The following is a 24,448-nucleotide window of genomic DNA, read 5'->3' as shown; positions in this document are numbered from 1 at the left end:
TGCTCGCGCTCAGCGAAGAAGACGACGCCGGACTCCTTACTGCGTATTTCTCGGGACAGCCGCCAGAGTTCAGATGGATAACAAAAAAGCTCAGCCTGAGCGTCGAACGCTCCGCTAAGCTTTTTCCTTTTTTGGCATTAGCCGCACACCTTTCTGCCGTTTGGATGCTCCTCCCTGCATTGTTTGCGCTTCTCATGAGTCCCCTTTCGGTTCAGTTTCCGAAGAAGCGCTTTCAGACAGAAGAATGCTCCAGTTCGCCCCTCGTCCGGTGTTCCCGCTGTCTTCTCTCCAGAATTTTGCCGAGCAGCATAATGAGCAGTCCCAGCAGTACCGGAATGACGATATGGAGCGCAGGATGCATCGCTTCCGCATACATGGAGATCTGACTGTCTCCGAGCATCATTTCGCCTGCCGTATAACCGAGCAAGCCTACGCCCAGCAGAACGATAAAGCGAAATCGGTTCATCAGCGACATCAGCAGCTTGCTGCCCCAAATAATGAGCGGGATGCTGAACGCCAAGCCAAGCCCGATCAGCAAATAATTGCCGCCGGCCGCACCCGCCACCGCCAGCACGTTGTCCAGGCTCATCACCAGATCCGCCACCATAATCGTCTTGATCGCCGTGCCAAGGTGCGAGCTGGACTGCAGCTTGCCTTCGTCCTCTTCATGCCGGACCAGCTTAAAGGCAATCCACAGCAGCAGGATGCCCCCCGCCAGCTGAACGTATGGAATTTGCAGCAGCCACACGGCGGCAAAGGTCAGCACGACGCGCAGCACAATCGCCCCGAAGCTTCCGAGAAAAATCGCCTTCTTCTGCTGCTCCTTCGGCAGATTGCGGCAGGCGAGAGCGATGACGACAGCATTGTCTCCGCTAAGCACGATGTTGATCATAATAATTTGCAGCAGTCCTAACAACAGCCATTGAATGTCCATCGGTCATCCTTCCTCGTTAACCAGCACGTTTTTACCTCTCATCTTGAGGACGAGCGGAATCAGAATCCACAGCGCCCCGATGATGAGGAACACCAGAGAAACCGGCTTTTGCAAGAAAATCATAAAATCGCCGTTCGAGATGGTCAGTGCGCGCCGCATGTTGTTTTCCATCATCGGTCCGAGAATGAGCCCCAGCACCAAAGGCGCGAGCGGGAAATCATGCTTTGCCAGGATATAGCCGACAAGGCCGCAGCCCATAATCAGCAGCAGATCGAAAGTGGAATATTGAACCGCATAGACGCCGAATACCGAGAAGACGATGATGAGCGGAATCAAATATTTGGTCGGCGTCTCAATCACTTTGGCGAACACTTTGACCAGCGGCATATTCAGCACAAGCAGCATCAGGTTGCCGACGAACATACTTGCAATCACGCCCCACGCGAGCTGCGGGTGATCCTGGAACAGCAGCGGGCCCGGCTGAACATTGTACATAATAAAAGCGCCCATCAGGATCGCTGTCGTCCCGGAGGACGGAATCCCTAAGCTCAGCAGCGGAATCATGGCCCCGCCCGAAGCCGCATTGTTGGCCGACTCGGGTGAAGCTACGCCTGCGATCGCCCCTTTCCCGAATGCTTCGGGATGCTTGCTCAGCTTCTTCTCTACAATATATGCAAAGAAAGACGCAAGAATGGCACCTGCCCCGGGCAAAAGCCCAATAAAAAATCCGATGAACCGAGCCGCGGGCGATGGGAGCCGCGCTGTCCTTCAAATCTTGGCGTGTCGGGAGAATCCGGCTGATCCTGGCAATCTCGCCGTCATTGCTTTCTTTCTCCAGAATGGTTTTAAACACTTCGCCGACGGCGAACGTCCCTACCGCAACCGTCAAAAACTCCAAGCCCTGGTACAGCTCTGGAATATCGAACGTAAATCTTCCTACACCGGATACGCTGTCAATACCAATTGTGGCGAGCAGCAGGCCGAAAGCGGTCATGATCAGCGCCTTCACCATCGATTTGCCGGCCAAGCCGCTGATCGCCAGCAGCCCGAGCACCATCAGGGAGAAATATTCGGCAGGCCCGAACTTGATCGCGACCGCCGAAAGCGGACGGGCCAGGAATATCAGGCCGATCAGCGAAATGATGCCCGCCGCAAACGAGCCGATCGCCGAAATTGCGAGCGCCGCCCCAGCCCTACCCTGCTTGGCCATCTGATAGCCGTCCAGCGTCGTGACGACGGAGGACGATTCACCGGGGGTGTTGAGCAGAATCGAAGTGGTCGAGCCCCCGTACATCGCGCCGTAATATACCCCAGCCAGCAGGATGATCGAGCTCGTCGCCGCTTCCTCGGGGCTCAGTCCGCTCGTCATCGTCGCCGTAATGGGAATGAGCAGCGCGACTCCGCTCATCGGGCCGATGCCCGGCAGTACTCCGACGACGGTACCTATTAACACCCCGAAGAAGACAAACAACAGATTGTGCCACTGCATCGCCGTCCCGAGCCCATGAAGCAAATATTCAACCGTACTCACTGTTCCAACCTCCTACAAAGCTTCGGATCAACCGAGCCGAAGCGAAGCTTCTTCCTCGCTGTAATCTAGGATAGGCCTAACCAAGCCGGGAACCCGGGAAGAGAGCCATCCAGCACATAAACATATAAATAATACACACCCGCGGAAAAACCGGCGGAGATCAAAAGGGACACCCAGATGCGTCCCCGCTGCATCGTTTGGAAGCCGATCATCAGAAAGATAAAGGTAGAGAGGACAAATCCGATATCCTCCAGGAAATAGGCATACAATACGGCGGATACGAAAATGATGCCGAACCGTCTGTAGTCCAGCTGCTCCTTCTTCCTGCTCTCCGTCTGCTGCTGCCGGCGAAAGGTTTCATAGATCAGCCTCAGGCTCATCAGCACCAGGAAAATCCCCAGAACCATCGGGAAAATGTTGGCGCCGATGTTGCTGCCGTAGGCGCTGGCCGCAATGCTCCGGCTCCCGGCCGCAAACGCCGCGCCTATAGCCAGAAATACGATTCCTGCGTACCGGTCGAACGTTTTGCTCATTTCATCCCCAACTCCTTATTTCTGCATGCCCAAAGCCGTTAAAATGTCCTTGACCTGCGTCTCCTGCGAAGCCAGGTACGTCTTGAAGGCATCCGCATTCTTATACTCGGTCTCCCAGTTGTTCGCCTGCACTTCTTTCTTCCACTGGTCGGATTCGACCATTTTCTTTATCGCGTCATCCCAGAATTTCTTCGCATCCGCGCTCATCTCTTTCGGTTCCGAATACCCCGCGCCAGATCAGGAATTCGGCATCGACTCCCTGCTCCTTCATCGTCGGAACGTCCTTCATGCTGCCGCCGAGCCGCTGTGGAGACGCTACCGCCAGCACCTTGATTTTGCCTGCCTTGAGGTACTGATCCAGCGAGGAGGCGTCGGTTCCCAGCACATCGGCGTTGCCTCCGAGCAGCGCTGTAATCGCTTCGCCGCCCCCGTCATAGGACAAGTACTTCACCTTCTTCGGATCGATGCCGAATTTGAACGCCGGAAGAATCGAAACCAGATGATCCATCGAGCCCGGAGCCGAGCCGCCCGCTACCGTCAATTTGGAAGGATCCGCCTTCATGTCGGTCAACAGCGACTTCAGATCGTTATATTTGGAATTGGCTGCCACCGCAATAGCTCCGTAGTCTTTGGTCAGCTGCGCCAGCGGCGTCGTATCCTTATAGCCGAACGGCGTATTGCCCTCTTTCTTCAGATTATTGATCAGAATCGGAGGCGAGCTGACGAACAGCCTGTAGTTGTCTTTAGAATCCTTGGTCGCATACTCCGCCATGAACACCGTGCCTCCGCCGCCCGGCTTGTTCTCTACAGTGATTGGCTTATCCACCGCCTTCGTTTCGGACAGCACCTTGGCCAGGGTGCGGGCGGTCATATCCCAGCCGCCGCCGGCGCCGGAAGGAGCTACAAGGGTCAGCGCCTTCTCGGGGTATTTCGACGTGGACGCGGATGCGGATGCAGGCTCACCCGCGCCTTTTCCTTCTGCCCCTCCGGAAGCCGCAGGCTTGGATCCGCCCCCGCCGCTGCCACAGGCAGTCAAGCTGACGGCCAGTACGCCGATCGAAGTAATCTTCAACGATTTAGACAAAAAGTGTTTAATCAAATGAAACCCCTCCATAGGTTTTCTTTTTTGTATGCGCTTTCTTAAAGAGCGATTTCAGGATACCACTGCAATAAAATTTATAAAAGTTTAACAAAATTAACTCAATTAAAACCGTTAAGGGTATTTTGTTCATATTGTTCACGGGATACTTCCGACCATTCCGCCCCAAATGACAGCGCTTTATGTTACAATTTGATCTGTTATGGCAGCGCTTTATTTCCCGCACCTCCATACGGCCGGCGCAGAAACCGTTCCCCGCCAGCCTATTAACGGCAGCAGCATTTGCACTATTTCATCCAAGCGGAGGGCCTGAATTTATATGAGACTGCAAACCAAGCTGATTCTCATTATCTGTTCTTTACTCGCGCTCGTTATCGTCAGCCTCGGCGCTATTTTCTATTACGTCACCACTTCTGTTCTGGAAGAGCAGATCGGCACCCGCGCGCTCAAGGTAGCGGAAACCATGGCTGTCATGCCGGAAATTCGGCAAGCCTTCGAGGAACCGAACCCCTCTGTCGTTATCCAGCCGATCGCGGAACATATAAGGGAAAAAATCGATGCCGAATATATTGTCGTCGGCAACCGCGAAGGGATCCGTTATTCGCATCCGATCCCGGAGAGGATCGGCAAAGAAATGGTCGGAGGCGATAATGGGCCGGTGCTGGAGGGCAAGTCGATCATTTCCCGTGCCGTCGGCTCGATGGGCCCCTCCCTTCGCGGCAAAGCCCCGGTATTGGACGGCAGCGGCCGGGTGGTCGGCATTATTTCCGTAGGCTTTCTAATGGATGACATTGATCAGATTACCGATAACTATCAGTCCAATATCGAATGGATCACCCTGCTGGTGCTGGCCGTCGGCATCGCCGGCGCAGTGATGATCGCGCGCAATGTCCGCCGCTCCATTCATGGCCTGGAGCCGGAGGAAATCGGCCTTCTTTACACGGAGAAGCAGGCCATCCTGGAATCGATCCGGGAGGGCATCATTGCCGTCGACCGCAAAGGCACCGTCACGATGGCGAACCGCTATGCGCTGCGCCTCTTGGGCCTGCCTCCACATGACGGCATTACGGGCCGGCATGTGGAGGAGATCATCCCCAATACGCGTCTGCTGGAGGTCGTCCGTACGGGAGCAGCGGAATTCGATCACCAGATGCTGATCGGAGATCACGAGGTGGTTGTCAACCGCGTCCCCATCACCGACCGGAACAAGCAGGTAACCGGCGCCGTATCCAGCTTCAGGGACAAGTCGGAGCTGTACCGGCTGGCCGAGGAATTGTCCCAGGTGAAGCGGTTTGCGGATACGCTGCGGGCGCAGACCCATGAATTTTCGAACAAGCTGTACGTCATTTCCGGCCTGATCCAGCTGGAGTCCTACCAGGATGCGGTCGAGCTGATTTCCCGTGAAGTCGATGTCCATCAAAGCTTCGTTCAGTTCATCATGCGGGAAATCCCGGACCCGATGCTGGGCGGCCTGCTGATCGGCAAATACAACCACGCCCAGGAGCTGAAGCTCAGCTTCGTGATTGACCCTGAGAGCTCGTTCCGGGACATTCCGGAGCGGATCGATCGGAGCCTGCTCGTAACCATTATCGGCAACCTGATCGATAACGCCATGGAGGCGGTTCTCGCCCGGGAGACCGCCTCTGAACGATACGTCAAGCTGTTCTTCACAGATCTGGGCGAGGATTTGATCGTGGAATGCGAGGATACGGGCATCGGCATTCCGGAGGATACCGGCGCCGCCGTATTCGCCAAAGGTTTTTCGACCAAGGAAGGAGAGAACCGGGGCATCGGACTTGCGCTGGTACAGCATGCCATAAGCAAGCTGGGCGGATACATCACTTTTCATAAACATCCGAGCGGAGGTACGATCTTCACTGCTGCCATTCCAAAGAGCGAACAACATTCGGAAGGAGGACAAGACTATGGAGCTACCGGCCGTTGAGGTTCTGATCGTTGAGGATGATTTAAGGATTGCCGAAATCAACCGGCGGTTCGTCGAGAAGGTCGAAGGCTTTCAAACCGTCGGCATTGCGACCGACGAGCTTCAGGCTAAAGAGCAGCTTGAGATTTTGAAGCCCCATCTCGTGCTGCTGGATATTTATTTGCCCAATACGAACGGCCTGGATATTCTGCAGTTTATTCGAAGGCATTACCGGGACACCGACGTGATCATGATTACGGCCGCCAAAGAACTGGATGCCATTCGCGAAGCGGTTCGCAGCGGCGCATTCGACTACATTATGAAGCCGCTTATTTTCGACCGGCTTCAGGAAACGCTGCTGCGCTACATGGATTTTCGCCGTGAGCTGATTCGTCTGAACGAAAGCGGCACCATCGATCAGAGCGACGTGGATCGTCTTCTGTCCGGCACCGCTAAGAAGGAAGCCCGCTCCGAGACAGCCTATCTGCCCAAAGGGATCGACAAGCTGACGCTCGTCAAAATCGTCCAGGCGATTTCGCATGCGGCGGAAGGCTTGACGGCGGAGCAAGTCGCCAAAATGATCGGCGTCAGCCGTTCCACCGGCCGGCGCTATCTGGAGCATCTCGTCAGCCTCGGCGACGTGTATGCCGACCTGTCCTATGGGGTGGTCGGACGGCCGGAGCGCGTATACCGGCATAAATAATCAAGCGGCCTGCAGCGCACGGCCGCTCCGTTCACGGACAGCCAGCCTGCCGGCTGTTGAGGCTTCGTAAGCTTCGATCCCCCACCACCTCCGTTGGTACTCATAGTTCACTTAATGTGACTTTCTCGACAGCCTGACAGCCCTCTTGCCGGCTGTTTCCCCTCCGCTGGAGCATGCCGGAGCTTTGCGCTTCAGGCAACCTGGCAACCTGGCAGCCGGGAAGCGGTGCCTTCTCAGCCCGTCCGTCTTACAAAACGCCCCCTGATCCGCTCAGCATTCCCCGTACCGGTAAGCCATTCGCAGAGAAGCTGTCCGGCTTTTGGCGTTTGCGCATCATTATGGTAAAATCGCCCTATAGATCCATTTCCAAGGAGGGATTCGCGCGATGAGAGATATGTTTGATAAAGCCTTATCGTTGGGCCTCGGATTTGCCATGGCCAGCAAAGAACAAGCGGAGAAAATTGTCGATGAGCTGATCAAGAAAGGGGAAGTCAACAAAGCGGAGTCGCAGCAGTACGTTGACGAGCTGGTGAAAAAGGGGCAGGAAGCCCAGTCTATGCTGGAGCAAAAGGTGCGCGGTTATCTGCAGCAGGCGCTTCATGAGATGAACCTGACGACCAAGGAGGACTATGTCCGGCTGAAGCAGCGCGTAGCTGAGCTGGAACGGCGTCTGGCGGAGCTGGAGGGCCAGGACGCTCCCCCTGCCAAGAATGACGCCCCTATAAGCTTGCCGCCTGCCGAATCATGAGTCTCGGGCGGAAAATCCGGCACCTGCAAAGGTATCATGACATCGCCCGGGCCTTCGGCCGCAACGGCTTCGGCTTTCTCGTCAAGGAGCTGGGCCTGCCCGATCTGTTTTCGGCAACCCGGATCGGCCTTCAGGAAAGGCGGGAAGCCCGTACCCGTACTTTGGGCGAGCGGGTACGCATTTTTCTGGAGGAGCTGGGCCCGACCTTCGTCAAGATCGGCCAGATCGCAAGCACGCGGCCGGGCCTGCTGCCTCCTGACATCATTGATGAGCTGATCAAGCTGCAGGACCAGGTGCCTGCCTTCCCGTTCGAGCAGGTGCGCGAAGTGCTGGAGCATGAATTCGGCGGCCCGTTCGAGACGCTGTTCGCCGAATTCGAAACCGTCCCTATGGCCGCTGCCTCGATCGGACAGGTGCATCTCGCAAGGCTCCACACGGGCGAGCAGGTCGCTGTCAAGATCCAGCGGCCCAATATCCGCTCCGTTGTGGAGACGGATCTGGAGATTTTGGACAACCTGGCCCGGCTGGCCGAGCACCGGCTGGAATGGGCGGCCAAATATCAGGTCAGGGATATGGTTTACGAGCTGTCGCAATCGCTGCGCGCCGAGCTGGATTACACGAATGAGGGGCGCAATGCGCAGCGGATTGCCAAATCGTTCGAGCGGGATCCGCATATCGTATTCCCAGCGATTTACTGGGATTATACGAGCAAAAATGTGCTTACGATGACCTTTCTTCAAGGGGTAAAAACAAACGAAACCGACCGGCTCGCGGAGCTCGGCTACGACCGGAAACGGATTGCGGAACGGATCGCGCAAATGGTTTTCCGGCAAATTTTCGTGGACGGCCTGTTCCATGCCGATCCGCACCCGGGCAATCTCATTATTCTTCCCGATGAGGCGGTCGGGCTGATCGATTTCGGCATGGTCGGCCGTCTGACCCCCATGATGAAATATCATTTCGGCTCTATCGTGATTGCCCTTCGCCGCAATAACACCGAAGGACTGATCAAAGCCATCGAAGGCATCGGCATCATTCCCGAGGATACGGATATGGACGCTTTGCGCAGCGACCTTGACGAGCTGCGCGAGAAATATTACGACATCCCGCTCAGCCGCGTCAGCCTCGGCGAATCCGTGAACGATCTGCTGAGCGTCGCTTACGAGCATCAGATTCGGGTCCCTCGGACCTGACCCTGCTCGGCAAGACGCTGCTGACGCTGGAGGGCGTCGTCACCGCACTCGACCCGACCTTCAGCATCGTCCAGATCGCCGAGCCGTTCGGACGCAAGCTGTTCGCCGATCGCTTCCATCCCCGGCATGTAGCAGACAACGTGTGGCACCAGCTCGGGGAATACGCAGACCTGCTGACGGAGCTGCCGTCCAAGCTGCGCGAGCTGCTCGGGATCATCAAGAAAGGCAAGCTCCATATGGACATCTCGGTCAACGAGCTCGAATCGATGATGAAGAAAATCGACCGGATCAGCAACCAGCTGTCCTTCAGCATCGTCCTGCTGGCATTCAGCATCATCATGGTCGGCTTGATTATCGGCTCCTCACTCGGCCGCCAGTCGACGCTGCTGTGGGACTTTCCCGTCATCGAGATCGGCTTCAGCGTCGCGACGCTGATGTTCCTGTTCCTGCTTTACTCCATCTTCCGGTCGGGCCGCTTCTGAAAAAACAAAAATAAGCCGCCCGCCCAAAGCGGGAGGCTTGCAGGGACGGCTGGGCCGATGTATCCTTCTTCGTTCAGAGCTAGACGCTGAATCTTCTGCGGTAATCGCACTTTCGGCACAACTCTTCTACAACTTCCCTGCGGGAGAAGCCGTCATACAGGGCGGTCGCCCGCTCCCCTTCGATAATATCGGTAAACCGCTTTTCATGAATGTTGCCCAGATTGATTACGCCTTCCCCGTCAAGACAGCAGGGGACGACCGTGCCGTTGGACAAAATAGCGGCCTGATTGCGCAGCGCATGACAGAAGCCCCTGCCTTCGTCCTCTTCTTCCTTCAAAGACGGCCATTGGAACTCATGGTCCTGATTAATATAAATCCGGTCGGCAATCTTCGTGCCGCTGCCGCGCACCACTTTCTCCTCAATCAAATAATCCAGCCCGAAATGGTTCTCGATCATCGATAAAATTTCCCGGTTGCGCATTTTTTCCGCATTCGTGGCGTTATCCTGCGTCAAATTCCACAGCCGCAGCGAAATCGTTACCTTGTGCTCCTCGGCGGCTTGCTGGGCGAAAGCAAGCACCTGTTTCACATAACCTTCCTTGTCGGTCGAACCCAAATGCCCGTCGAAGCTGTGCAGCGAAATATTGACCTGCCGCAGCGCAGGCTTCCCAAGCAGCTTGTGCTTGGCTTTCGGCAGCAGCGTACCGTTCGTGGTCAAATTCACCTTCAGTCCCCGCTCGTGGCTCAGGTCCAGCAGCTGATCGATCTTCGGATGCAGCAGCGGCTCGCCTTTGACATGAAAGTAAATATGATCCGTATACGTTCGGACCTCGTCCAGAATGTGCGTGAAATCCTCGACCTTAATAAACGTTGCGCTCCGCTTGGTCGGCGGACAAAAAGTGCAGGCCAGGTTGCAAACGCTTGTAATTTCAATATAAAACTTCTTAAACTTTTTCATAACGAAGTCAGGTTCCCTCTACTATCAGAATGTAATCTATCATCTTCTAATAATGTCATAAAATCGCGGCATTAGCCAGCCGCTGCTCATGGTAACTTTTATACGAGCCCTTTTAACATTCTATATTATAAAAAAGAGCCTCCGAAACGGGAGGTCACTGAAAAACTTACGGAGGGTACGGAAATGTTCTGCAGAAGCGTAAGCGTTCGCCTTTGTCCCTGGATTTCAACCGCTACAAGCGGAATATAATCAGAGAAATCCAGGGACAACAGCGATCGGAACAATATTCCGTACTCGTAGCAATGCCTTTTTCAGCGGCCTCCGCCACGGGAGGCTGCTGACGGACTCGAAGCCGAAACGGGGCACAGGGTTCATTTTATTATTAAAATAAGTCCAGCAGCTCCTCCAGCCGGGTAATGACCGCATCCGGTCCCTCTGGAGGTCCCGGCACGCGCTGGTTCCGCGCGAAGCCCTGACGGATCCAGACCGCTTTCATCCCCAGCTGCTTGGCGGGAACGATATCGTTGTCGATACGGTCACCGATCATCGCAGCTTCCTCCGGCAAGCACCCGGCGTCCGCAAGCGCTTGCTTAAAAATGCGGGGGTCCGGCTTCGCCACGCCCAGCTCCGCAGAGGAGCAAATGACCTGAAAGTAAGGCAGCAGACCGTACTGCTCCAGCCGTTCCGCCGTCCCGAGACTCTGATTGGCAATAACCCCAAGCCGGCAGCGTTCAGCCAGCTCACGAACAACCGGCAAAGCATTAGGAAACGGCTTTTCCATCTCCTTGCGGTATTTCATGCCCGAACGAACGGCAAGCCGGTCGTCTTCCTTCGGCACAAGCCGGCCCAGCGCCTCCCGCATCGGCTGTATATGCAGCTCCTCATAGGCGCGGAGCAGCTCGATCCTCAGCTCATCCTCGCCGAAAGCATAGCCCAAGCTGCGCGAAGCTTGAACCAGCTGCCGAATGCTGTCCTCAAACGGGGGCGATTCATCCACCAGCGTATCCCCCAGATCAAAAAAAAGCCACTTCACTCCATTCACTTGGCTTCCAATCCCTCCATTTCCTAACGGGAGCCTCATTTCAAGAAGCCCGGGCCGATGAAGGCCCTGCCTGCCTCCCAGTTTATCATATTCGGTTCGCGTCTTAAATGCTAGATGGCCTGATGATAAGGCAGCTGCAGCCCGGCTGGCGCCGAATCCGGCGCTCCGTATATTTCCGTAGGCTCCCGCCTGTTCACCAGCTGATCAATATAGTTATGAATCGATCGAAATGCCTCGCCTGCATCGTTTCCTTCCACGATAAAGCTTAAAGAAGGCTCGCTCCCCAGCGCCAGGAAAAGCGACACGACCTGGGCGGCGTTTTTTCCGTTAATATAAATCTGATTTTTTCCGAATGAAATCACGCTTTCGAATCGGTTCGCGATTTCTGCAAGCCGGATGACGCAGCGAATTGCGGCCGGGATCGGTATATCCCACTTCCATTCAATTGCCATAATAGTCCCTCGCGTTCTCTGATGAAAAATAAAATAACCCCACAAAGTGTGGCTTATGCTTCGAAGCGGACTCAGGTACTTTGCGGGGACCCCGAAAATTTATATGATAGGTAAAAAAAGACATGCCCCATTCGGGTAACATGTCTCCAGTTGACCGGAAGAGCGTCCTTGCCGCCGTCCAAGCCTTAAGGCTTGTAGATCCAATCGTTCAGATCGAAGTCTTTTTTAATGATGCCGTTGTCGAACAAATATTTCTTCGTGCCGTCGAGCAGCTTCAAGCTTTCAGGCGTGAAATCCTCAACCTGCCACTGCTGAATTTCAAATGAAGCTTTGACCACATCTACAGGAAATTCGGAAGACTCCGCATACAGCTTATAAAATTCATCCGCGTTCGATTGAACTTCCTTGGCCGCTTTTTGCCGGATTCCGTTCCAAATTTTCGCAAAGCCCGGATTTTTCGCCAAATAATCCTCGCTGACCACCGTCACGCTTGAACCCCGCAAATCAGGGTGATTCTTCGCTTCATCAATCGCCTTATACCCTTTGCTGATCAATAGCGGACCGAAGCCGGTCGGGTAAGCGTAGGCTTCAATATCGCCGCGGGCCAGGGCGGCTTCCGCGTCTGCCGGGAGCAAATGAACGACCTTCACGTCTTTATCCAGTCCTTTTTCCAGCAGAAGCCCCTTCAGATACCGGTTCATGTAAGAGCCGTCGGCAGTAGCGATCTTCTTGCCCTTCAGGTCCGTCTACCTTTTGCGGACCGTCCGCTTTGGCGACAAGCCACGAATTCATGCCGGATTGGGAAATATTAATCAGCTTTGTTTTCAAGCCTACGGACCTGGCATTAATAGCCGGCGTATCGCCGTATATACCTACATCGAGAGCGCCGGAAGCTAACGCTTCGTTCAAGTTCGGACCGTTCGGAAAAGATTTGATGGAAATCTCGGTCACGCCGTATTTTTTCAGCTCGGCATCCAGATCCCCCTTCTTCTGGGCCCAGCCCTCAACGCCGGTAATCGTTCCTTTGTTATTAGGCGAGATATAGCCAACCCGCAGCTTCGGCGCAAGCTTGACGTCGCCCTGCTGGGCCGACGCCGCAGCAGGAGGGGCTGATGCCCCCGCTGCAGATTGTTTCGTACTGGAGGTGCCGCAAGCGGAGAGCGCCAAAGTAAAGACGGAAGTAAGGAGCAGTGCGGTAAATGTCCATGGTTTGCGGAATGATTTCATAGTAGTAACCCCTGTCTGTGTCTAGTATGATGATTTATAGAAATTAATGTCCGTGCATACGTCTGAAAACAATATGAGAACCGTCATCGCCCGCTGTCGGCTTGGAGCCGCGGGTACATCCCAGATTCGTCCGGTAGCTTCCGAGAAGTCCGGCTTCGATCAAAGCCGACTCGTTAACGTCAGCATCCTGCTCGGCAAGCGGAGCTACGAACAAAGCGTCCGTCGGGCAGTACAGCTCGCACATAAAGCAGCTCTGGCAGTCTGATTTTCTCGCTATAGTGGGAAGACCGCCCTCCTCTGCGGCCGGATCGAATACATTCGTCGGGCAGACGGAGACACATTGATTGCAATTGACGCAGCGGTCTTGACTTAAAATTTCGATCATTAGATAACAGCCTCCCTATGAATGTTGTGATTGTCAGCTGTAGAAGCTGCACGGATGCCGTTACCCGATAACGGTTTGGCCCAGGTTTGATCCAAACCCCCGCTCAGCAGCCGGTAATGCTGGTTCGTATCCGAGCCCGGGAAATCCTCACGGCGGTGCATGCCCCTCGTCTCCTGTCGTGCGGCAGCGCTTGTAAACATCCAGCGGGCCGTTGCGGTCATCGCAGCCGCTTCCCGGACGCGCACAGCGTTCCCGTCGGAAGCCTGCAGCCCGCCTTTGACTTCGCTCCAAATGCGATCCAGCCGCTGCAGCCCGCCTTCAAGCCCCGCTCCCGTGCGGAACCAGTTGCGGTCGTACGGGAACACCTCATCCTGAACGGCCTTCACGATTTCGCTCGTATCCACGCCCGTCGTACGTGCCGCCGGCTGCGTCGGAATGCCCGTGCGCTCCGACAGCCCTTGGCCGCTGCGGCTCAATGCATGCGCTCCGAGCTTCAAGGCGTAACGCGCCGCGCCTTCGCCGGACCAGTAGCCCGACGACATCGCCCAGGCTGCATTGTGGCTGCCGCCTCCGGTGAAGCCGCCGCAGATCAGCTCGCGGGTTGCCGCATCGCCTGCGGCGTACAAGCCCGGCACCTTCGTCGCGCAGCTCTCATCGAGGATATGAATGCCTCCGGTGCCGCGGACGGTGCCCTCGAAGCGGAGCGTCACCGGGAACTTTTGCGTGAACGGGTCGATGCCGAGACGGTCGAACGAGAGAAAAAAGTTCGGCTGCGCTTTGCGCATCGCGCGCTTCAGCTCATCATCGGCTTTGTCCAGCTGCGCGTACACCGGCTGGGTAAGCAGCGTCCGCGCAATGACGGACCGTCCGCGCTGCGAGCCTGCGCCTTCAATGACGCGGCCGTCTTCATAATAAAATGTCGCCCAGGTATAGAACGCCGATTTCGTCACCGGTGAGAAGGCCGGGCACAAGGAATATGCCGTGGAGAACTCCATGCCGGAGAAATCCGCTCCCGCCTCGGCTGCCAGCAAATAACCGTCGCCTGTCAGCACGTTCGTACCGAGCGCCTTGCTTAGGAAGGCGCAGCCGCCAGTGGCAATGACAACCGCCGAAGCGTCTACGCGCCATGCCTGCTTCGTTTGAATATTCGTCCCCGTGGCTCCGGCCACGCCGTGCTCATCCGCAAGCAGCTCGAGCGCCGGGCTGTGATCGAGAATTTTGACCCCGGCCTTCTGCACCTGTCTGCGCATCAGCTTCATATATTCAGGCCCCTGCAGGCTTCTGCGCTGCGAAACGCCCTCTTCGTCAACCGGGAAAGGATATCCCCAATCCGCGATCTGGTTCATATTCGCAAAGGTGCGGTCAAGCACCCGCTGCATCCAATTGCGGTCCGCCAAATAACCGCCCAGCCCTTCACGGCTTTTCATTGCGCTTTCCCGTTCCTCGGGAGTCGGATTCACATACCATACGCCTGTCCCGGACGGCGCCGTAGCTCCGCTCGTACCGCAGTAGCCTTTATCTGCCAGGACCACCTTCGCCCCTTCTTTGGCTGCCGTTAATGCCGCCCAAGTGCCGGACGGTCATCCGCCGATTACCAATACATCCGCTTTTAAATTCACATCGCTACGACTCATCGTTTACCCCGCCTTTTTTTAGTTGATAGTTGAATTTATATGGAAAACGACAGCTCCCGCTGATCCTGCACCGTGCCCGGCTCCTTCAGCAGCAGCCGGTCCAATATGATTTTCTCGAAATAAGCGAATCCGCTGTCTCGCTCTCTCGGGCGGGGCAGCGTGATCTTCACGTCCATCGCAATGCGGCCTCCCTCGATAAGTACGACGCGATCGGCCAAGGCCACCGCCTCGCTCACATCATGGGTAACAAGCAGTACGGTAAAACGCTGCTCGTTCCACAAGCGTTCGATCAGCTCCTGCATCTCAATGCGCGTCAGCGCATCCAGCGCGCCCAGCGGCTCATCCAGCAGCAGCAGCTTCGGCTGACCTGCCAAAGCCCGGGCCAAGGCAACCCGCTGCTTCTGCCCGCCGGACAGCGTCGCAGGCCAGACGTTCGCTTTTTCCTCCAGCCCCACCTGCTTCAAAGCGGCTTTGGCCAGCTCCCGGTCCTTGGAGCGGACGCCGATCCGCACATTGTCCACCGCTTTGCGCCAGGGAAGCAGCCGGGAATCCTGGAACAGCACGCGGGTATCGGGATGAATCCCCTTCGTTGCGTTGCCGTCGATCATCAACAGCCCGTCCGTAGGCTTCTCCAGCCCTGCGACCAGCCGGAGCAAGGTGCTTTTACCGCAGCCGCTGCGGCCCACAATGGCAACGAATTCGCCCGGCTCCGCCTGCAGACTAATATCCGTCAGCACCTCCGTCTCACCGAAGGAAATGCCCAAATTACGTGTATGAAGCTTGATACCGCCATCTTTTACTGTCATCTCGTCCTTCCCCCTCTCTTATGCTCTTTTCACGTAGTTATGATGCCATTGAAGCCAGCGCTGCTCGAGGAACTTAGCCGCAATATCGGAAAGCTTGCCCAGCAATGCGTACAAGATGACGCACAGTACGACGACATCCATCCTCATGTATTCCCGGGCATGGGAGGCCATATAGCCGATCCCGGAGTCGGCGGCGATCGTCTCGGCAACAATCAGCGTAATCCACATAATACCTAACGAAAACCGGACGCCCAACAAAATATTGGAAAGCGCGCCGGGAAGAATCACCTGTGTGAATAGCGCCGTTCCTTTGAGCCCGTAGACGCGGCCCATCTCGATCAATCCCGGATCGACGGAGCGGATGCCGTGAAATGTATTCAAATAAATCGGGAACGCGACGCCAAGCGCCACCAGAAACAATTTGGACGTTTCCCCGATACCGAACCATAAAATAACGAGCGGAATGAGAGCCAGATGCGGAATGGTCCGCAGCATTTGAACCGAGGTGTCAATGAAGCGCTCCGCCACCGGAAAGATTCCGTTTAACAATCCGAGGAAGAACGCGATGCTGCCTCCGATCAAAAAGCCCAGGAACGCTCTCTGTGTGCTGGCGCCGACATATTCGAGCAGCGTACCGTCTTTAACGACTTCGATAAGCGCCTGCACGACCTCCCAAGGCGTAGGCAGGATGCGCTGGGAGAGAAAGCCTGCCGCACCAAGCGCCTGCCAGGCCGCAAGCAGCAGGACGGGCAAAAGCCAGGGCTGCCAGGAAACTGCGAATTTTCGTTTGGACATGTGAATCCCTCTCTTTTTGTGAAGTGGAGTAAATGACAAAGAGACCCCAACCTTTTTCAATGAAACGAAAAAAGCGGAAGTCTCCTCATCGCAGGGTAGACTTGCCTATACCACGTTAGATACAAACAATTCATATCAACTTACTCGGATTAATGTTGTGAACTCACTATATCACCACTTAAAAAGGATCGTCAACACTTTCTGGGCATTTTGCCTAAATGAAAAAAAGCTATCCCTTGTTAAGCAAAGGGATAGCTTTCCGTTACGATCCATGTGAGCTAGGGAAACTGGAAGCGCTCCTGCTATCGCCAGGCGGCCGACCCACCGCGCTTAGGCATTTGCCGCTGCGGTCGGACAGTCGTCCGCCGACACGTAGACGCTCCCGCTGCGGCTGGCCTGCTGCCCGCCGACGCCTGGCACGCACCTGCTGCCGGCGGTATTCCGACGCACGCGAATCCCAGGCACGCTGCGGATATGTACAGTGCCCGGTCGAAGCCCGCGCACGCTTACAGCGCGGCGCCCTTGCCGCCGTCCACATTGACCGCCGTTCCGGTCACATAAGAAGCTGCATCGGATACAAGGAAGGCAATGACCTGGGCCGCTTCTTCCGTCCGGCCGATACGGCCGAGCGGGATTTGATGAGCCGGATCGTCTGCGAACTGCTCCCAGGTCTTCTCGGGAGCCGTGCGCTGCCACATCTTCTCGATCTGATCGCTGCGGATCAAGCCGATGCATACCGCATTCACGCGGATCTGATCCTTCGCCAGATCCCTGCTCATCGCTTTGGTCAGCGCCAGGCCCGCCGCCCGGCTTACCGTCGTCGGCAGAGAGGAAGCCGCCGGCGTCTTCGCCGAGGAAGTGGCCAGATTAACTATCGCCCCGCCGCCCGATTGGCGCATATAAGGCACAGCGGCACGCGAGCAGTGGATAGCGGCGAACAGCTTCAGATCCAAATCATACGTCCACTGCTCCGTCTCCACCTCTTCAAACGGACGCGCAGCCGAAGTGCCGGCGTTATTGACCAGAATATCGAGCCGTCCATACTGCTCGAATACGCGCTGCACCGCCTGCTTGCACTGCTCCTCCTGCGAGACGTCTGCCGAAATAACGAGCACTTCCGCCCCCGTCTCTTCCTTGATTCGCGCCGCTGCCTTCTGCAAATCCTGTTCATTGCGGGCGCAGATGGCCACCTGCGCGCCCTCCGAAGCCAGCGTCAGCGCCGTCTGCAGTCCAATCCCTTTGCTGCCGCCCGTAACGAGCGCAGCTTTCCCTTTCAATCCCAAATCCATAACCGTTCACCATCCCGAGTTTAATGTTGACAGCATCACCTTCCTTGTACCATTGCATGTCCGGACATGTCAACCGTTTGTATGGAAAAATGCTTCGGCCAGCAGCTCATACGACCGTTTCCTTGCTTCAAAATCATGCAGCATCGTCAGCACGATCAGCTCGTTCGCCTGTGCATCGCCGCTGAGCTGGATCAGCTGACGCTTCACCTGCTCGGGATCGCCGGCGATCATCCGGTTGTGCCGGTGAGCCTGAACCGCCGCCATGTCCTCTTCGGTTAATCGGTAAGCTGCCGCTTCCTCCATCGTCAGGTACGTTCGGCCGAACTGCCCTCTCTCGATGAGCAGCATGCGCAGGGCCACCGGAAAGGCCAGCCGTTCGGCCTCCTCCTCCGTGTCCGCGCATACGACATTGACGCAGAGATTGATGCGCGGCCGCGTCCCCAGCGGCCCCGGCCGGAACCTGTCGGCATACAGCCCCGCTGCTCCCAGCCCCGCGCTTCCCTTGATGAAGTGGGCATAGGAAAACGCTGCGCCCAGCGATGCCGCCAGCTCGGCGCTGTAATGGCCCGAGCCCAGCAGCCATGGGTCGGGGGCTGTCGTCACGAAAGGTGCCGCCTTCAGCCTTGCAGTTCCCCAGCCCTGCTCCCCGATATCGCCCAAATAGCCGATGAGCTGCCATACCTTCCCTGCAAAAGACTCCGCGTCCTCCGCCGGCCCTCTGCGCAGCGCCTCGGACACCGGGGTGCCTCCCCCGGCCGAACGGCCGATTCCCACATCGATCCGTCCCGGGTACAGCGCCTCCAATACGCGTACATTCTCGGCTACCTTGTAGGGGCTGTAGTGGGACAGCAGAATTCCCGCCGAGCCGATGCGAATACGGGAAGTGTGCGCTCCGACGGCGGCCATCAGCACCTCCGGCGACGAGCCCGCAAGACCATCCGCGGCATGGTGCTCCGAAAGCCAGAACCGGTAATACCCGAGCCGTTCCGTCAGCTTCGCCAGCTCGATGGTTTGAGCCATCGCCTGTACCGGAGTCCCTCCCGTTACGATGGCCGATTGATCCAAAACTCCCAAGGCAAGCATCGGATTCCCTCCCTTTGAAGTTTGTATGCCTGCCGATACGGCGGCAGATATTTCCACATTGGCGAAAAGCCTCCGTCAGGCCGAGCCTTTCCGCGCTCAATTACAAGAGCCTTATCGGCTTGAAATGAAACCGATGCTGAAGCAGACGGCACACCAGCCGGCAGAATCAGATTCATCTTTTTATTCCAGCCGCTGCTTTTGGGGTACATGATTCAAGTTACTAGCCCGGAAACCCGGCGCATAGGCGGTTTTTTTACGATTTTGTTCGTTTTTTTCGGAGCTGAACCTTGTTGCTAAAAAAATTAAACAAAATCATAAATTTACGGCATCGAATCCGCTTCTCTCCGTGGGTATGATGGGGATGTGAATTTGGCTCAGGAAGGAGATGCCGCATTGAGATTGCAGCAACAAACCGTCTTCATAACCGAAGCGGACAGCGCCTCCGGTGCCGCTCTGCTGCGCAGGCTGGCGGATGAAGGAGCCTCCTTTATCGTCAACAGCCCTTCCGGCGGCGGCGCAATCGAAGCCGAAATCGAACACTGCCGCAAGACCGGCTCCGGCATCCTGGTCGTCAATCTCGATCTGTGCGCAAGCGCGGAGGTGAGCGGTATGCTGGAAGAAGCCGAGCGCCAGATCGGACCGGTCGACGTGCTGATCCACAATGCTAACCGTATCGAGCCGGCATCCGTTGAAGCATCCGGCGAAGATGCTTTTTTCCGGATGATGAATTACCATGCGAAATCGGCTTTGATCTGTACCCAGGCGGTCGGCAGGCAGATGGCGGCAAGGCGCTCCGGCAAAATTATTTACATCGGCTCCATCCACGCGGAGAAGCCGACCGGCGTTTCCTTTCTTTACAGTATATCGCGCAGCTCCATAAAAATGCTGTCCAAGGAAGCTGCGCTTGAGCTCGGCCGCTACGGAATCAATGTCAATACGATTGAGGCCGGTTCCTTGGAAGGAGCGGTCGAACCGTTCCGCAGTACGCGATCCTCCTTGTACGATGACGCCAAGTACAAAATCCCGAGCACCGAAATGGGCACCTACGACGATTTGGCGGAAACGGTGCTATACCTTGCTGCCGGCGCTTCCCGTTATGTGAACGGCGCCGATCTGAGGCTGGACGGCGGATTTTTGCTGCATTACATGGATCACAAGATGAATAAACCCCGGTAGCGGGGACGGATCATCGGCTTTACCGTTTGTTCCGTTCACAGTTCACAGTTGGCAATTTGCAGGCCGCAGCAGCCCGTTAAGACAGACCCGCGTATCCAGCTGTGAATGCTTATTTATTGGGAAAGGGGTGAATCCTCTGAGTCTTGCCGGAAAAATCGCACTTATCACCGGCGCGGGTTCCGGAATCGGTCAAGGAACGGCCTTGGCGCTGGCACGCCGCGGCGTGAAGGTCGCCGTCAACTGCAACTCCAAGGAAAGCGACGCCGGAGCGCTCGACACCTTAAAGCAGATCGAAGCTCTGGGCGGGGAAGGCATCGTCGTGAAAGCCGACGTCTCTCAAAAGGATGAAATTGACCGGATGGTCCATGAAGCGACCGAGCGCTTCGGCGGTATCGATATCCTCGTGAACAATGCGGCGCTGCAGCTGAATTACACTCTTTTTCAGCATAACGAACAAACGTATGACCGGATGATGAACATTAATGTCAAAGGCTATTGGCAGTGCATCCAGGCCGTCGTTCCTTCCATGAAGCTGCGGGGCGCCGGACGGATCATCAGCATCTGCTCGGTTCACGGCAAGCGCCCTACCGATTTCGATACGGTATATTCCATGACCAAGGGCGGCGTCAAAATGCTCGTCCGCGAAAGCGCCATCGAGCTGGCTCCTTACGGCATTACTGTCAATTCCATCGAGCCCGGGGCGATTCGCGTACGCCCGCTTTCCCCCGAGCAGGAAGCCCGGTCTCAAGCTGAAATCCGCAAGAAATTCCCTTTGGGCCGCACTGGCCGGCCGCATGACATCGGGCATCTCGTCTGCTACCTGGCCTCCGCTGAAGCCGAATTTATAAGCGGCGCTTCCATCCGTGTCGACGGAGCGAGCATGCTGCTGTAATTCCTCAGGGCACCGATTCAAATAAAAATTTACCGGAACGAACCTGCAAAGGAGAGCTGTCGCATGATCAATAAAGAAGCCTATGAACATACGCTGGCGCACGTCAATACTTTCTCCAAGCCGTCCGAGCTGCGCATTACGGACATCCGCTTTGCCGATATTGCCGGCGCGCCGATGCACTGCAGCCTGATCAAGGTATACACCAACCAGGGGCTGGTCGGCTTCGGCGAGGTGCGTGATGGAGCGGATAAGCTGTATGCCCTCCAGCTCAAAAGCCGCCTGATCGGAGAAAACCCGTGCAACATCGATAAGCTGTTCCGGCGCATCAAGCAGTTCGGCGGCCACGCGAGACAAGGCGGCGGGGTCAGCGGCATTGAAATTGCACTGTGGGATTTGGCAGGCAAAGCGTATCATATCCCGATATATCAAATGCTCGGCGGCAAATTCCGCGACAAGATCCGGATGTATTGCGACACCGACGTCGACGGTAAAAACACGGGCACCGCGATGGGCCAAGCGTTAAAAATGCGAATGGACAAAGGATTTACGTTTCTGAAAATGGACCTCGGCCTGGGCATTCTCGCCGGCGAGCCCGGTACGGTCAGCGCCCCGCTCGGGTTTATGGAAGAGATGCGGACGGTGTCCCGCGCATGGTACAACCGCAACAGCTCCCAGCTCTCCGAGATGGAGCTTCGTGAGCTGAGAAGACGCGTATACGATTTGCAAAATATCGCCCATCCCTTTACCGGCATTCATATTACGGAGAAGGGCCTGGACATGCTGGAGCAGTATGTCGCGGATGTCCGCGCCGTGGTCGGCTATGAGGTGCCGATCGCAATCGACCACTTCGGCCATATCGGCGTCGAGGACTGCATCAAGCTCGGACGCCGGATCGGCAAATACAATCTGGCCTGGATGGAGGATATGATCCCCTGGCAGTTTACGGAGCAGTATGTCCGCCTGGCCCGCTCGGTATCTACGCCGATCTGCACGGGTGAGGACATTTATTTGAAGGAAAACTTCCGTCCGCTGATCGAATCCGGCGGCGTCTCCGTCATCCATCCCGATGTGCTGAGCACCGGCGGCATCCTTGAGACGAAAAAAATCGGAGACATGGCGCAAGAGCATGGGGTCGCGATGGCGATTCATATGGCGGAGAGCCCTATCGCCTGCCTGGCCGCCGTGCATGTTGCCGCAGCGACCGAAAACTTCCTCGCGCTCGAGTTCCACTCCAACGACGTCGATTGGTGGGACGACATCATGATCAGCAAGCTGCCCAAGCCTTTATTGCAAAATGGTTTTATCGCCGTTCCGGATGCGCCGGGTCTAGGCATTGAGGATCTGAACGACGAAGTGATCGCACAGCATTTGCACCCTCAAATTCCAGGACTGTGGGAAGAGACGAGCGCTTGGAATCATTTTTACGGCAATGACAGGCTCTGGAGCTAAAATCAAAATCAACCCTGAAAGAGGTGTCTCGATATGAAATTCGACAATCCGGAAGATATTATTCAAATTACGCCGCTATGGAAGGGCGAGCGGTTCTCGAACGGACGTCCCAAGGTCCCTGCCGAGCTGCTTCGCCGAATGCGCAAAATTACGCTGGAGGAAGCCTGGGGCCCGCTGTGGAACCGGGGCTACACGAGCCAATTCGAGGGCGATTTCAAAATCATTCACCCCGAAAAAACGATGGTCGGCCGGGCCGTCACCGCCGTTCTAGTGCCCAAGCGCCCCGATCTGCACGATACGCTGCTGGCCTACGGCCATGAGCAGGAGGGCCGCAAAGGCTTCTTCAATCAATGGGTCATTGATTCGCTTGAGGAAGATGACGTTGCCGTCGTCGATATGTACGATAAAATTTATCAAGGCACCTATGTCGGCGGCAACCTGTCCACCGCCATATCCACCCGCACCAAGCAAGGCGGAGCCGTCATCTGGGGCGGGATCCGCGACAATCAGCAGGTCGTGGAAATCGACAATATCAATGTATATTACCGCGGAAGCGATCCTACCGCCATCGCGGACTGCACGATGATCAGCATGAACGGCCCGACGCGGATCGGCCGGGCCGTCTGCCTTCCCGGGGATGTCGTGCTGGGCACGCCGGCGGGCGTCATCTTTATTCCGCCGCATCTGGCGGAGCTGACCGTCGTGCGCGCCGAGAAGTCCCAGGTGCGGGACGTATTCGGCTTCATCCGCCTGAAGGAGGGCGTCTACTCCACTGCGCAGATCGACGCCTCCTGGAACGTGGCGCTCTGGCAGGACTTCATTCAATGGTTCGAAGCCGCTCCGGAAGCCGCCGAATACCGGCATTTGACCTGAACCGACGAGCTCGAAGAAGCGAGAAAGCTGGAAGACCGCGGGCCTTCCAGTGACGTCCGGCTGTAGCGTGACGAAGATGTTTTGCTAGTGGTAATATAATGAGAAGGACGCAGCCCGAGCGAATGCGCGGAAGCGTCCTTTTTTTGTTAGACTAATAAGACTGAAAGAGGTGAATTATGATTCGCGGAGTCATTATCGAAGGGCTGTCTACTGCAGGAAAAACTTCCGTTTTTTCTGCGATAAAGAGGCTGCATAGTCAAACAAGCAATAATGAAAAAACGATAATTGCATTAAGTGAACATTATTCGCAAGTTTTGCATTCATACCGAGGCGTCTTAAGATCGATGGACAAGGATGAACATATTCAGCTTTTAAATCGTCATGTTGAATATCTCGAGCAGCAGTACGAGTGGATGGATTCACTTGGTCATACGAAACCATCAAACGGCGTATTTTATCTTCTCGAGAGATTCCACTTAAACCATCGGGCAGCATTTTTAAATTTTGCGGAAATTGAGAAGCTGGAACAACGATTATCAAGGCTGAATGCACGCTGCATACTTTTAACCCTGTCCCAAGATGCTGTTCGGCCGAGATTTATCGAAAGCCGTGGTGAAGCTTGGAAATCATATGTCATGGAAAACCACTCCACGGCAACAGAAGCATGTCAGAAGTTCTTAGACGATCAAGAAAACCTTCGTATCTGTGCAGCACAATCACTGATTCCTACTTTAGAAATAAACACAGACGAAGCGGACTGGGATTCTTACGCACAACAAATACTCATGGAATGAAAAAATTAACTTTATTCCAAAATCACATCCGCCGTCGGCAATGTAATATAAACGGCATCAATTTCACTTTAATATAAACGGCATCAATTTCACTTTTTTCATCAATTAATGCTTTTGCTATTCTATGTCCCCCGTCAATTAATTGTCCGTCTGAACATAGTAATATCGGGTACTCCATGTTTGCGTTAATAATCCGTTGACAGTGACGAGCAACATTGCGTATAGTCGGAAGGGGTGTGCTTTTGCTATCGGTAATCCAACAATCCTGATCAAGTTCCTTTATCGAATTTATTTGGATTTTATGAACGGGTAAGCCTTTAGATAACTCCCAAAGTTTTTCTACATCCCAGAAATGCCGCTTTCCCTCTATGATCCTTCCATGTTTGTGCTTTATTGTTGAAAGTAACTCCTCCACCATCATCACCTCCGTTTATTCTAATTATCAA

22 protein-coding genes and 4 pseudogenes are annotated in these 24,448 nt (G+C 55.6%); 9 read left to right on the top strand and 17 right to left on the bottom strand.

Features of this window, described 5'->3' with window-relative positions; translation table 11 throughout:
- Window positions 1–232 precede the first annotated feature (232 nt).
- From ACHHV8_RS08170 to ACHHV8_RS08155, 4 genes and pseudogenes are all read right to left on the bottom strand, one after another.
- Entirely contained in the window at window positions 233–934 is a 702-nt protein-coding gene (locus ACHHV8_RS08170; RefSeq protein WP_395157835.1) for a TerC family protein, read from the bottom strand.
- Between the two features lie 3 nt (window positions 935–937).
- Window positions 938–2,465 (bottom strand): annotated as a pseudogene (locus ACHHV8_RS08165) (tripartite tricarboxylate transporter permease).
- Window positions 2,466–2,530: 65 nt separating this feature from the next.
- On the bottom strand, window positions 2,531–2,998 hold the full coding sequence (locus tag ACHHV8_RS08160; protein ID WP_395157834.1) for a tripartite tricarboxylate transporter TctB family protein: 468 nt from the start codon (window positions 2,996–2,998) through the stop codon (window positions 2,531–2,533).
- A gap of 15 nt (window positions 2,999–3,013) precedes the next feature.
- Window positions 3,014–4,112 (bottom strand): annotated as a pseudogene (locus tag ACHHV8_RS08155) (tripartite tricarboxylate transporter substrate binding protein).
- 304 nt (window positions 4,113–4,416) lie between these two features.
- On the opposite strand from ACHHV8_RS08155, the gene ACHHV8_RS08150 reads away from it, so the two are divergent.
- The 4 genes and pseudogenes from ACHHV8_RS08150 (at window position 4,417) to ACHHV8_RS08135 (ending at window position 9,147) form a co-directional block, all read left to right on the top strand.
- Window positions 4,417–6,042, top strand: coding sequence for an ATP-binding protein (locus ACHHV8_RS08150; RefSeq protein WP_395157833.1), 1,626 nt, complete (start codon window positions 4,417–4,419; stop codon window positions 6,040–6,042).
- Window positions 6,023–6,724: a response regulator gene (locus ACHHV8_RS08145; RefSeq protein ID WP_395157832.1), complete on the top strand. Its 702-nt coding sequence runs from the start codon at window positions 6,023–6,025 to the stop codon at window positions 6,722–6,724. Before ACHHV8_RS08150 ends, ACHHV8_RS08145 begins: the two co-directional genes overlap by 20 nt.
- 385 nt (window positions 6,725–7,109) lie before the next feature.
- Window positions 7,110–7,472 carry a phasin family protein gene (locus tag ACHHV8_RS08140; RefSeq protein ID WP_395157831.1) on the top strand — a complete coding sequence of 121 codons (363 nt, stop codon included), beginning with the start codon at window positions 7,110–7,112 and terminating at the stop codon, window positions 7,470–7,472.
- Window positions 7,469–9,147, top strand: a pseudogene (locus ACHHV8_RS08135) (ABC1 kinase family protein). Before ACHHV8_RS08140 ends, ACHHV8_RS08135 begins: the two are co-directional and overlap by 4 nt.
- 79 nt (window positions 9,148–9,226) lie before the next feature.
- On the opposite strand, the gene ACHHV8_RS08130 reads toward ACHHV8_RS08135, so the two are convergent.
- The 12 genes and pseudogenes from ACHHV8_RS08130 to ACHHV8_RS08075 form a co-directional block, all read right to left on the bottom strand.
- On the bottom strand, window positions 9,227–10,105 hold the full coding sequence (locus tag ACHHV8_RS08130) for a radical SAM/SPASM domain-containing protein (protein ID WP_395157830.1): 879 nt from the start codon (window positions 10,103–10,105) through the stop codon (window positions 9,227–9,229).
- A gap of 382 nt (window positions 10,106–10,487) precedes the next feature.
- Window positions 10,488–11,147 (bottom strand): HAD family hydrolase, encoded by a 660-nt coding sequence (locus tag ACHHV8_RS08125; protein ID WP_395157829.1) that lies wholly within the window; start codon window positions 11,145–11,147, stop codon window positions 10,488–10,490.
- A gap of 110 nt (window positions 11,148–11,257) precedes the next feature.
- Window positions 11,258–11,599, bottom strand: a complete 342-nt coding sequence (locus tag ACHHV8_RS08120) for an HPr family phosphocarrier protein (protein WP_395157828.1) — start codon at window positions 11,597–11,599, stop codon at window positions 11,258–11,260.
- Between the two features lie 185 nt (window positions 11,600–11,784).
- A complete protein-coding gene (locus ACHHV8_RS08115) occupies window positions 11,785–12,300 on the bottom strand; it encodes an ABC transporter substrate-binding protein (RefSeq protein ID WP_395157827.1) in 516 nt (171 codons plus the stop codon).
- Window positions 12,254–12,826: a type 2 periplasmic-binding domain-containing protein gene (locus ACHHV8_RS08110; RefSeq protein WP_395157826.1), complete on the bottom strand. Its 573-nt coding sequence runs from the start codon at window positions 12,824–12,826 to the stop codon at window positions 12,254–12,256. Before ACHHV8_RS08110 ends, ACHHV8_RS08115 begins: the two co-directional genes overlap by 47 nt.
- A 43-nt stretch (window positions 12,827–12,869) precedes the next feature.
- Complete coding sequence (locus ACHHV8_RS08105; RefSeq protein WP_395157825.1) at window positions 12,870–13,211, bottom strand: 4Fe-4S binding protein; 342 nt, start codon at window positions 13,209–13,211, stop codon at window positions 12,870–12,872.
- Window positions 13,211–14,845: pseudogene (locus tag ACHHV8_RS08100) on the bottom strand (FAD-binding protein). Before ACHHV8_RS08100 ends, ACHHV8_RS08105 begins: the two are co-directional and overlap by 1 nt.
- Before the next feature lie 35 nt (window positions 14,846–14,880).
- Window positions 14,881–15,651 (bottom strand): ABC transporter ATP-binding protein, encoded by a 771-nt coding sequence (locus tag ACHHV8_RS08095; protein WP_395157824.1) that lies wholly within the window; start codon window positions 15,649–15,651, stop codon window positions 14,881–14,883.
- A gap of 18 nt (window positions 15,652–15,669) precedes the next feature.
- On the bottom strand, window positions 15,670–16,446 hold the full coding sequence (locus ACHHV8_RS08090) for an ABC transporter permease subunit (protein WP_395157823.1): 777 nt from the start codon (window positions 16,444–16,446) through the stop codon (window positions 15,670–15,672).
- Window positions 16,447–16,776: 330 nt separating this feature from the next.
- Complete coding sequence (locus ACHHV8_RS08085; RefSeq protein ID WP_395157822.1) at window positions 16,777–16,950, bottom strand: hypothetical protein; 174 nt, start codon at window positions 16,948–16,950, stop codon at window positions 16,777–16,779.
- Window positions 16,951–16,952: 2 nt separating this feature from the next.
- Complete coding sequence (locus ACHHV8_RS08080; RefSeq protein WP_395157821.1) at window positions 16,953–17,735, bottom strand: SDR family NAD(P)-dependent oxidoreductase; 783 nt, start codon at window positions 17,733–17,735, stop codon at window positions 16,953–16,955.
- 69 nt (window positions 17,736–17,804) lie between these two features.
- Entirely contained in the window at window positions 17,805–18,818 is a 1,014-nt protein-coding gene (locus ACHHV8_RS08075; protein ID WP_395157820.1) for an LLM class flavin-dependent oxidoreductase, read from the bottom strand.
- Window positions 18,819–19,211: 393 nt separating this feature from the next.
- Between ACHHV8_RS08075 and ACHHV8_RS08070 the strand changes: the two genes are divergently transcribed.
- The 5 genes from ACHHV8_RS08070 to ACHHV8_RS08050 all read left to right on the top strand — a co-directional run bounded on the left by ACHHV8_RS08070 (window position 19,212) and on the right by ACHHV8_RS08050 (window position 24,002).
- Complete coding sequence (locus tag ACHHV8_RS08070) at window positions 19,212–19,994, top strand: SDR family NAD(P)-dependent oxidoreductase (protein ID WP_395157819.1); 783 nt, start codon at window positions 19,212–19,214, stop codon at window positions 19,992–19,994.
- A gap of 127 nt (window positions 19,995–20,121) precedes the next feature.
- Window positions 20,122–20,886, top strand: a complete 765-nt coding sequence (locus ACHHV8_RS08065) for an SDR family NAD(P)-dependent oxidoreductase (protein ID WP_395157818.1) — start codon at window positions 20,122–20,124, stop codon at window positions 20,884–20,886.
- A 63-nt stretch (window positions 20,887–20,949) separates the two neighbouring features.
- Window positions 20,950–22,335, top strand: a complete 1,386-nt coding sequence (locus ACHHV8_RS08060; protein ID WP_395157817.1) for a mandelate racemase/muconate lactonizing enzyme family protein — start codon at window positions 20,950–20,952, stop codon at window positions 22,333–22,335.
- Between the two features lie 33 nt (window positions 22,336–22,368).
- Window positions 22,369–23,208: an RraA family protein gene (locus ACHHV8_RS08055; RefSeq protein ID WP_395157816.1), complete on the top strand. Its 840-nt coding sequence runs from the start codon at window positions 22,369–22,371 to the stop codon at window positions 23,206–23,208.
- Between the two features lie 176 nt (window positions 23,209–23,384).
- Window positions 23,385–24,002 carry a hypothetical protein gene (locus ACHHV8_RS08050; protein ID WP_395157815.1) on the top strand — a complete coding sequence of 206 codons (618 nt, stop codon included), beginning with the start codon at window positions 23,385–23,387 and terminating at the stop codon, window positions 24,000–24,002.
- Window positions 24,003–24,024: 22 nt separating this feature from the next.
- Here ACHHV8_RS08050 and ACHHV8_RS08045 read toward each other — a convergent pair whose 3' ends face one another.
- A complete protein-coding gene (locus tag ACHHV8_RS08045; protein WP_395157814.1) occupies window positions 24,025–24,423 on the bottom strand; it encodes a hypothetical protein in 399 nt (132 codons plus the stop codon).
- Window positions 24,424–24,448: the final 25 nt, after the last annotated feature.

Source organism: Paenibacillus sp. TAB_01, from assembly GCF_043945595.1.
Lineage (GTDB): Bacteria > Bacillota > Bacilli > Paenibacillales > NBRC-103111 > Paenibacillus_S.
Note: the sequence above shows the minus strand (reverse complement) of the source record. Positions and strands in the feature narration are given on the sequence as shown.

Bases quoted from the DNA above. Each gene is read 5' to 3' on its own strand.
- ACHHV8_RS08150 (WP_395157833.1), top strand. From the start codon at position 4,417: ATGAGACTGCAAACCAAGCTGATTCTCATTATCTGTTCTTTACTCGCG.
- ACHHV8_RS08115 (WP_395157827.1), bottom strand. From the start codon at position 12,300: ATGAACCGGTATCTGAAGGGGCTTCTGCTGGAAAAAGGACTGGATAAA.
- ACHHV8_RS08080 (WP_395157821.1), bottom strand. From the start codon at position 17,735: ATGGATTTGGGATTGAAAGGGAAAGCTGCGCTCGTTACGGGCGGCAGC.
- ACHHV8_RS08130 (WP_395157830.1), bottom strand. From the start codon at position 10,105: ATGAAAAAGTTTAAGAAGTTTTATATTGAAATTACAAGCGTTTGCAAC.
- ACHHV8_RS08060 (WP_395157817.1), top strand. From the start codon at position 20,950: ATGATCAATAAAGAAGCCTATGAACATACGCTGGCGCACGTCAATACT.
- ACHHV8_RS08120 (WP_395157828.1), bottom strand. From the start codon at position 11,599: ATGGCAATTGAATGGAAGTGGGATATACCGATCCCGGCCGCAATTCGC.
- ACHHV8_RS08105 (WP_395157825.1), bottom strand. From the start codon at position 13,211: ATGATCGAAATTTTAAGTCAAGACCGCTGCGTCAATTGCAATCAATGT.
- ACHHV8_RS08090 (WP_395157823.1), bottom strand. From the start codon at position 16,446: ATGTCCAAACGAAAATTCGCAGTTTCCTGGCAGCCCTGGCTTTTGCCC.
- ACHHV8_RS08045 (WP_395157814.1), bottom strand. From the start codon at position 24,423: ATGATGGTGGAGGAGTTACTTTCAACAATAAAGCACAAACATGGAAGG.
- ACHHV8_RS08140 (WP_395157831.1), top strand. From the start codon at position 7,110: ATGAGAGATATGTTTGATAAAGCCTTATCGTTGGGCCTCGGATTTGCC.
- ACHHV8_RS08110 (WP_395157826.1), bottom strand. From the start codon at position 12,826: ATGAAATCATTCCGCAAACCATGGACATTTACCGCACTGCTCCTTACT.
- ACHHV8_RS08160 (WP_395157834.1), bottom strand. From the start codon at position 2,998: ATGAGCAAAACGTTCGACCGGTACGCAGGAATCGTATTTCTGGCTATA.
- ACHHV8_RS08075 (WP_395157820.1), bottom strand. From the start codon at position 18,818: ATGCTTGCCTTGGGAGTTTTGGATCAATCGGCCATCGTAACGGGAGGG.
- ACHHV8_RS08050 (WP_395157815.1), top strand. From the start codon at position 23,385: ATGATTCGCGGAGTCATTATCGAAGGGCTGTCTACTGCAGGAAAAACT.
- ACHHV8_RS08095 (WP_395157824.1), bottom strand. From the start codon at position 15,651: ATGACAGTAAAAGATGGCGGTATCAAGCTTCATACACGTAATTTGGGC.
- ACHHV8_RS08145 (WP_395157832.1), top strand. From the start codon at position 6,023: ATGGAGCTACCGGCCGTTGAGGTTCTGATCGTTGAGGATGATTTAAGG.
- ACHHV8_RS08170 (WP_395157835.1), bottom strand. From the start codon at position 934: ATGGACATTCAATGGCTGTTGTTAGGACTGCTGCAAATTATTATGATC.
- ACHHV8_RS08055 (WP_395157816.1), top strand. From the start codon at position 22,369: ATGAAATTCGACAATCCGGAAGATATTATTCAAATTACGCCGCTATGG.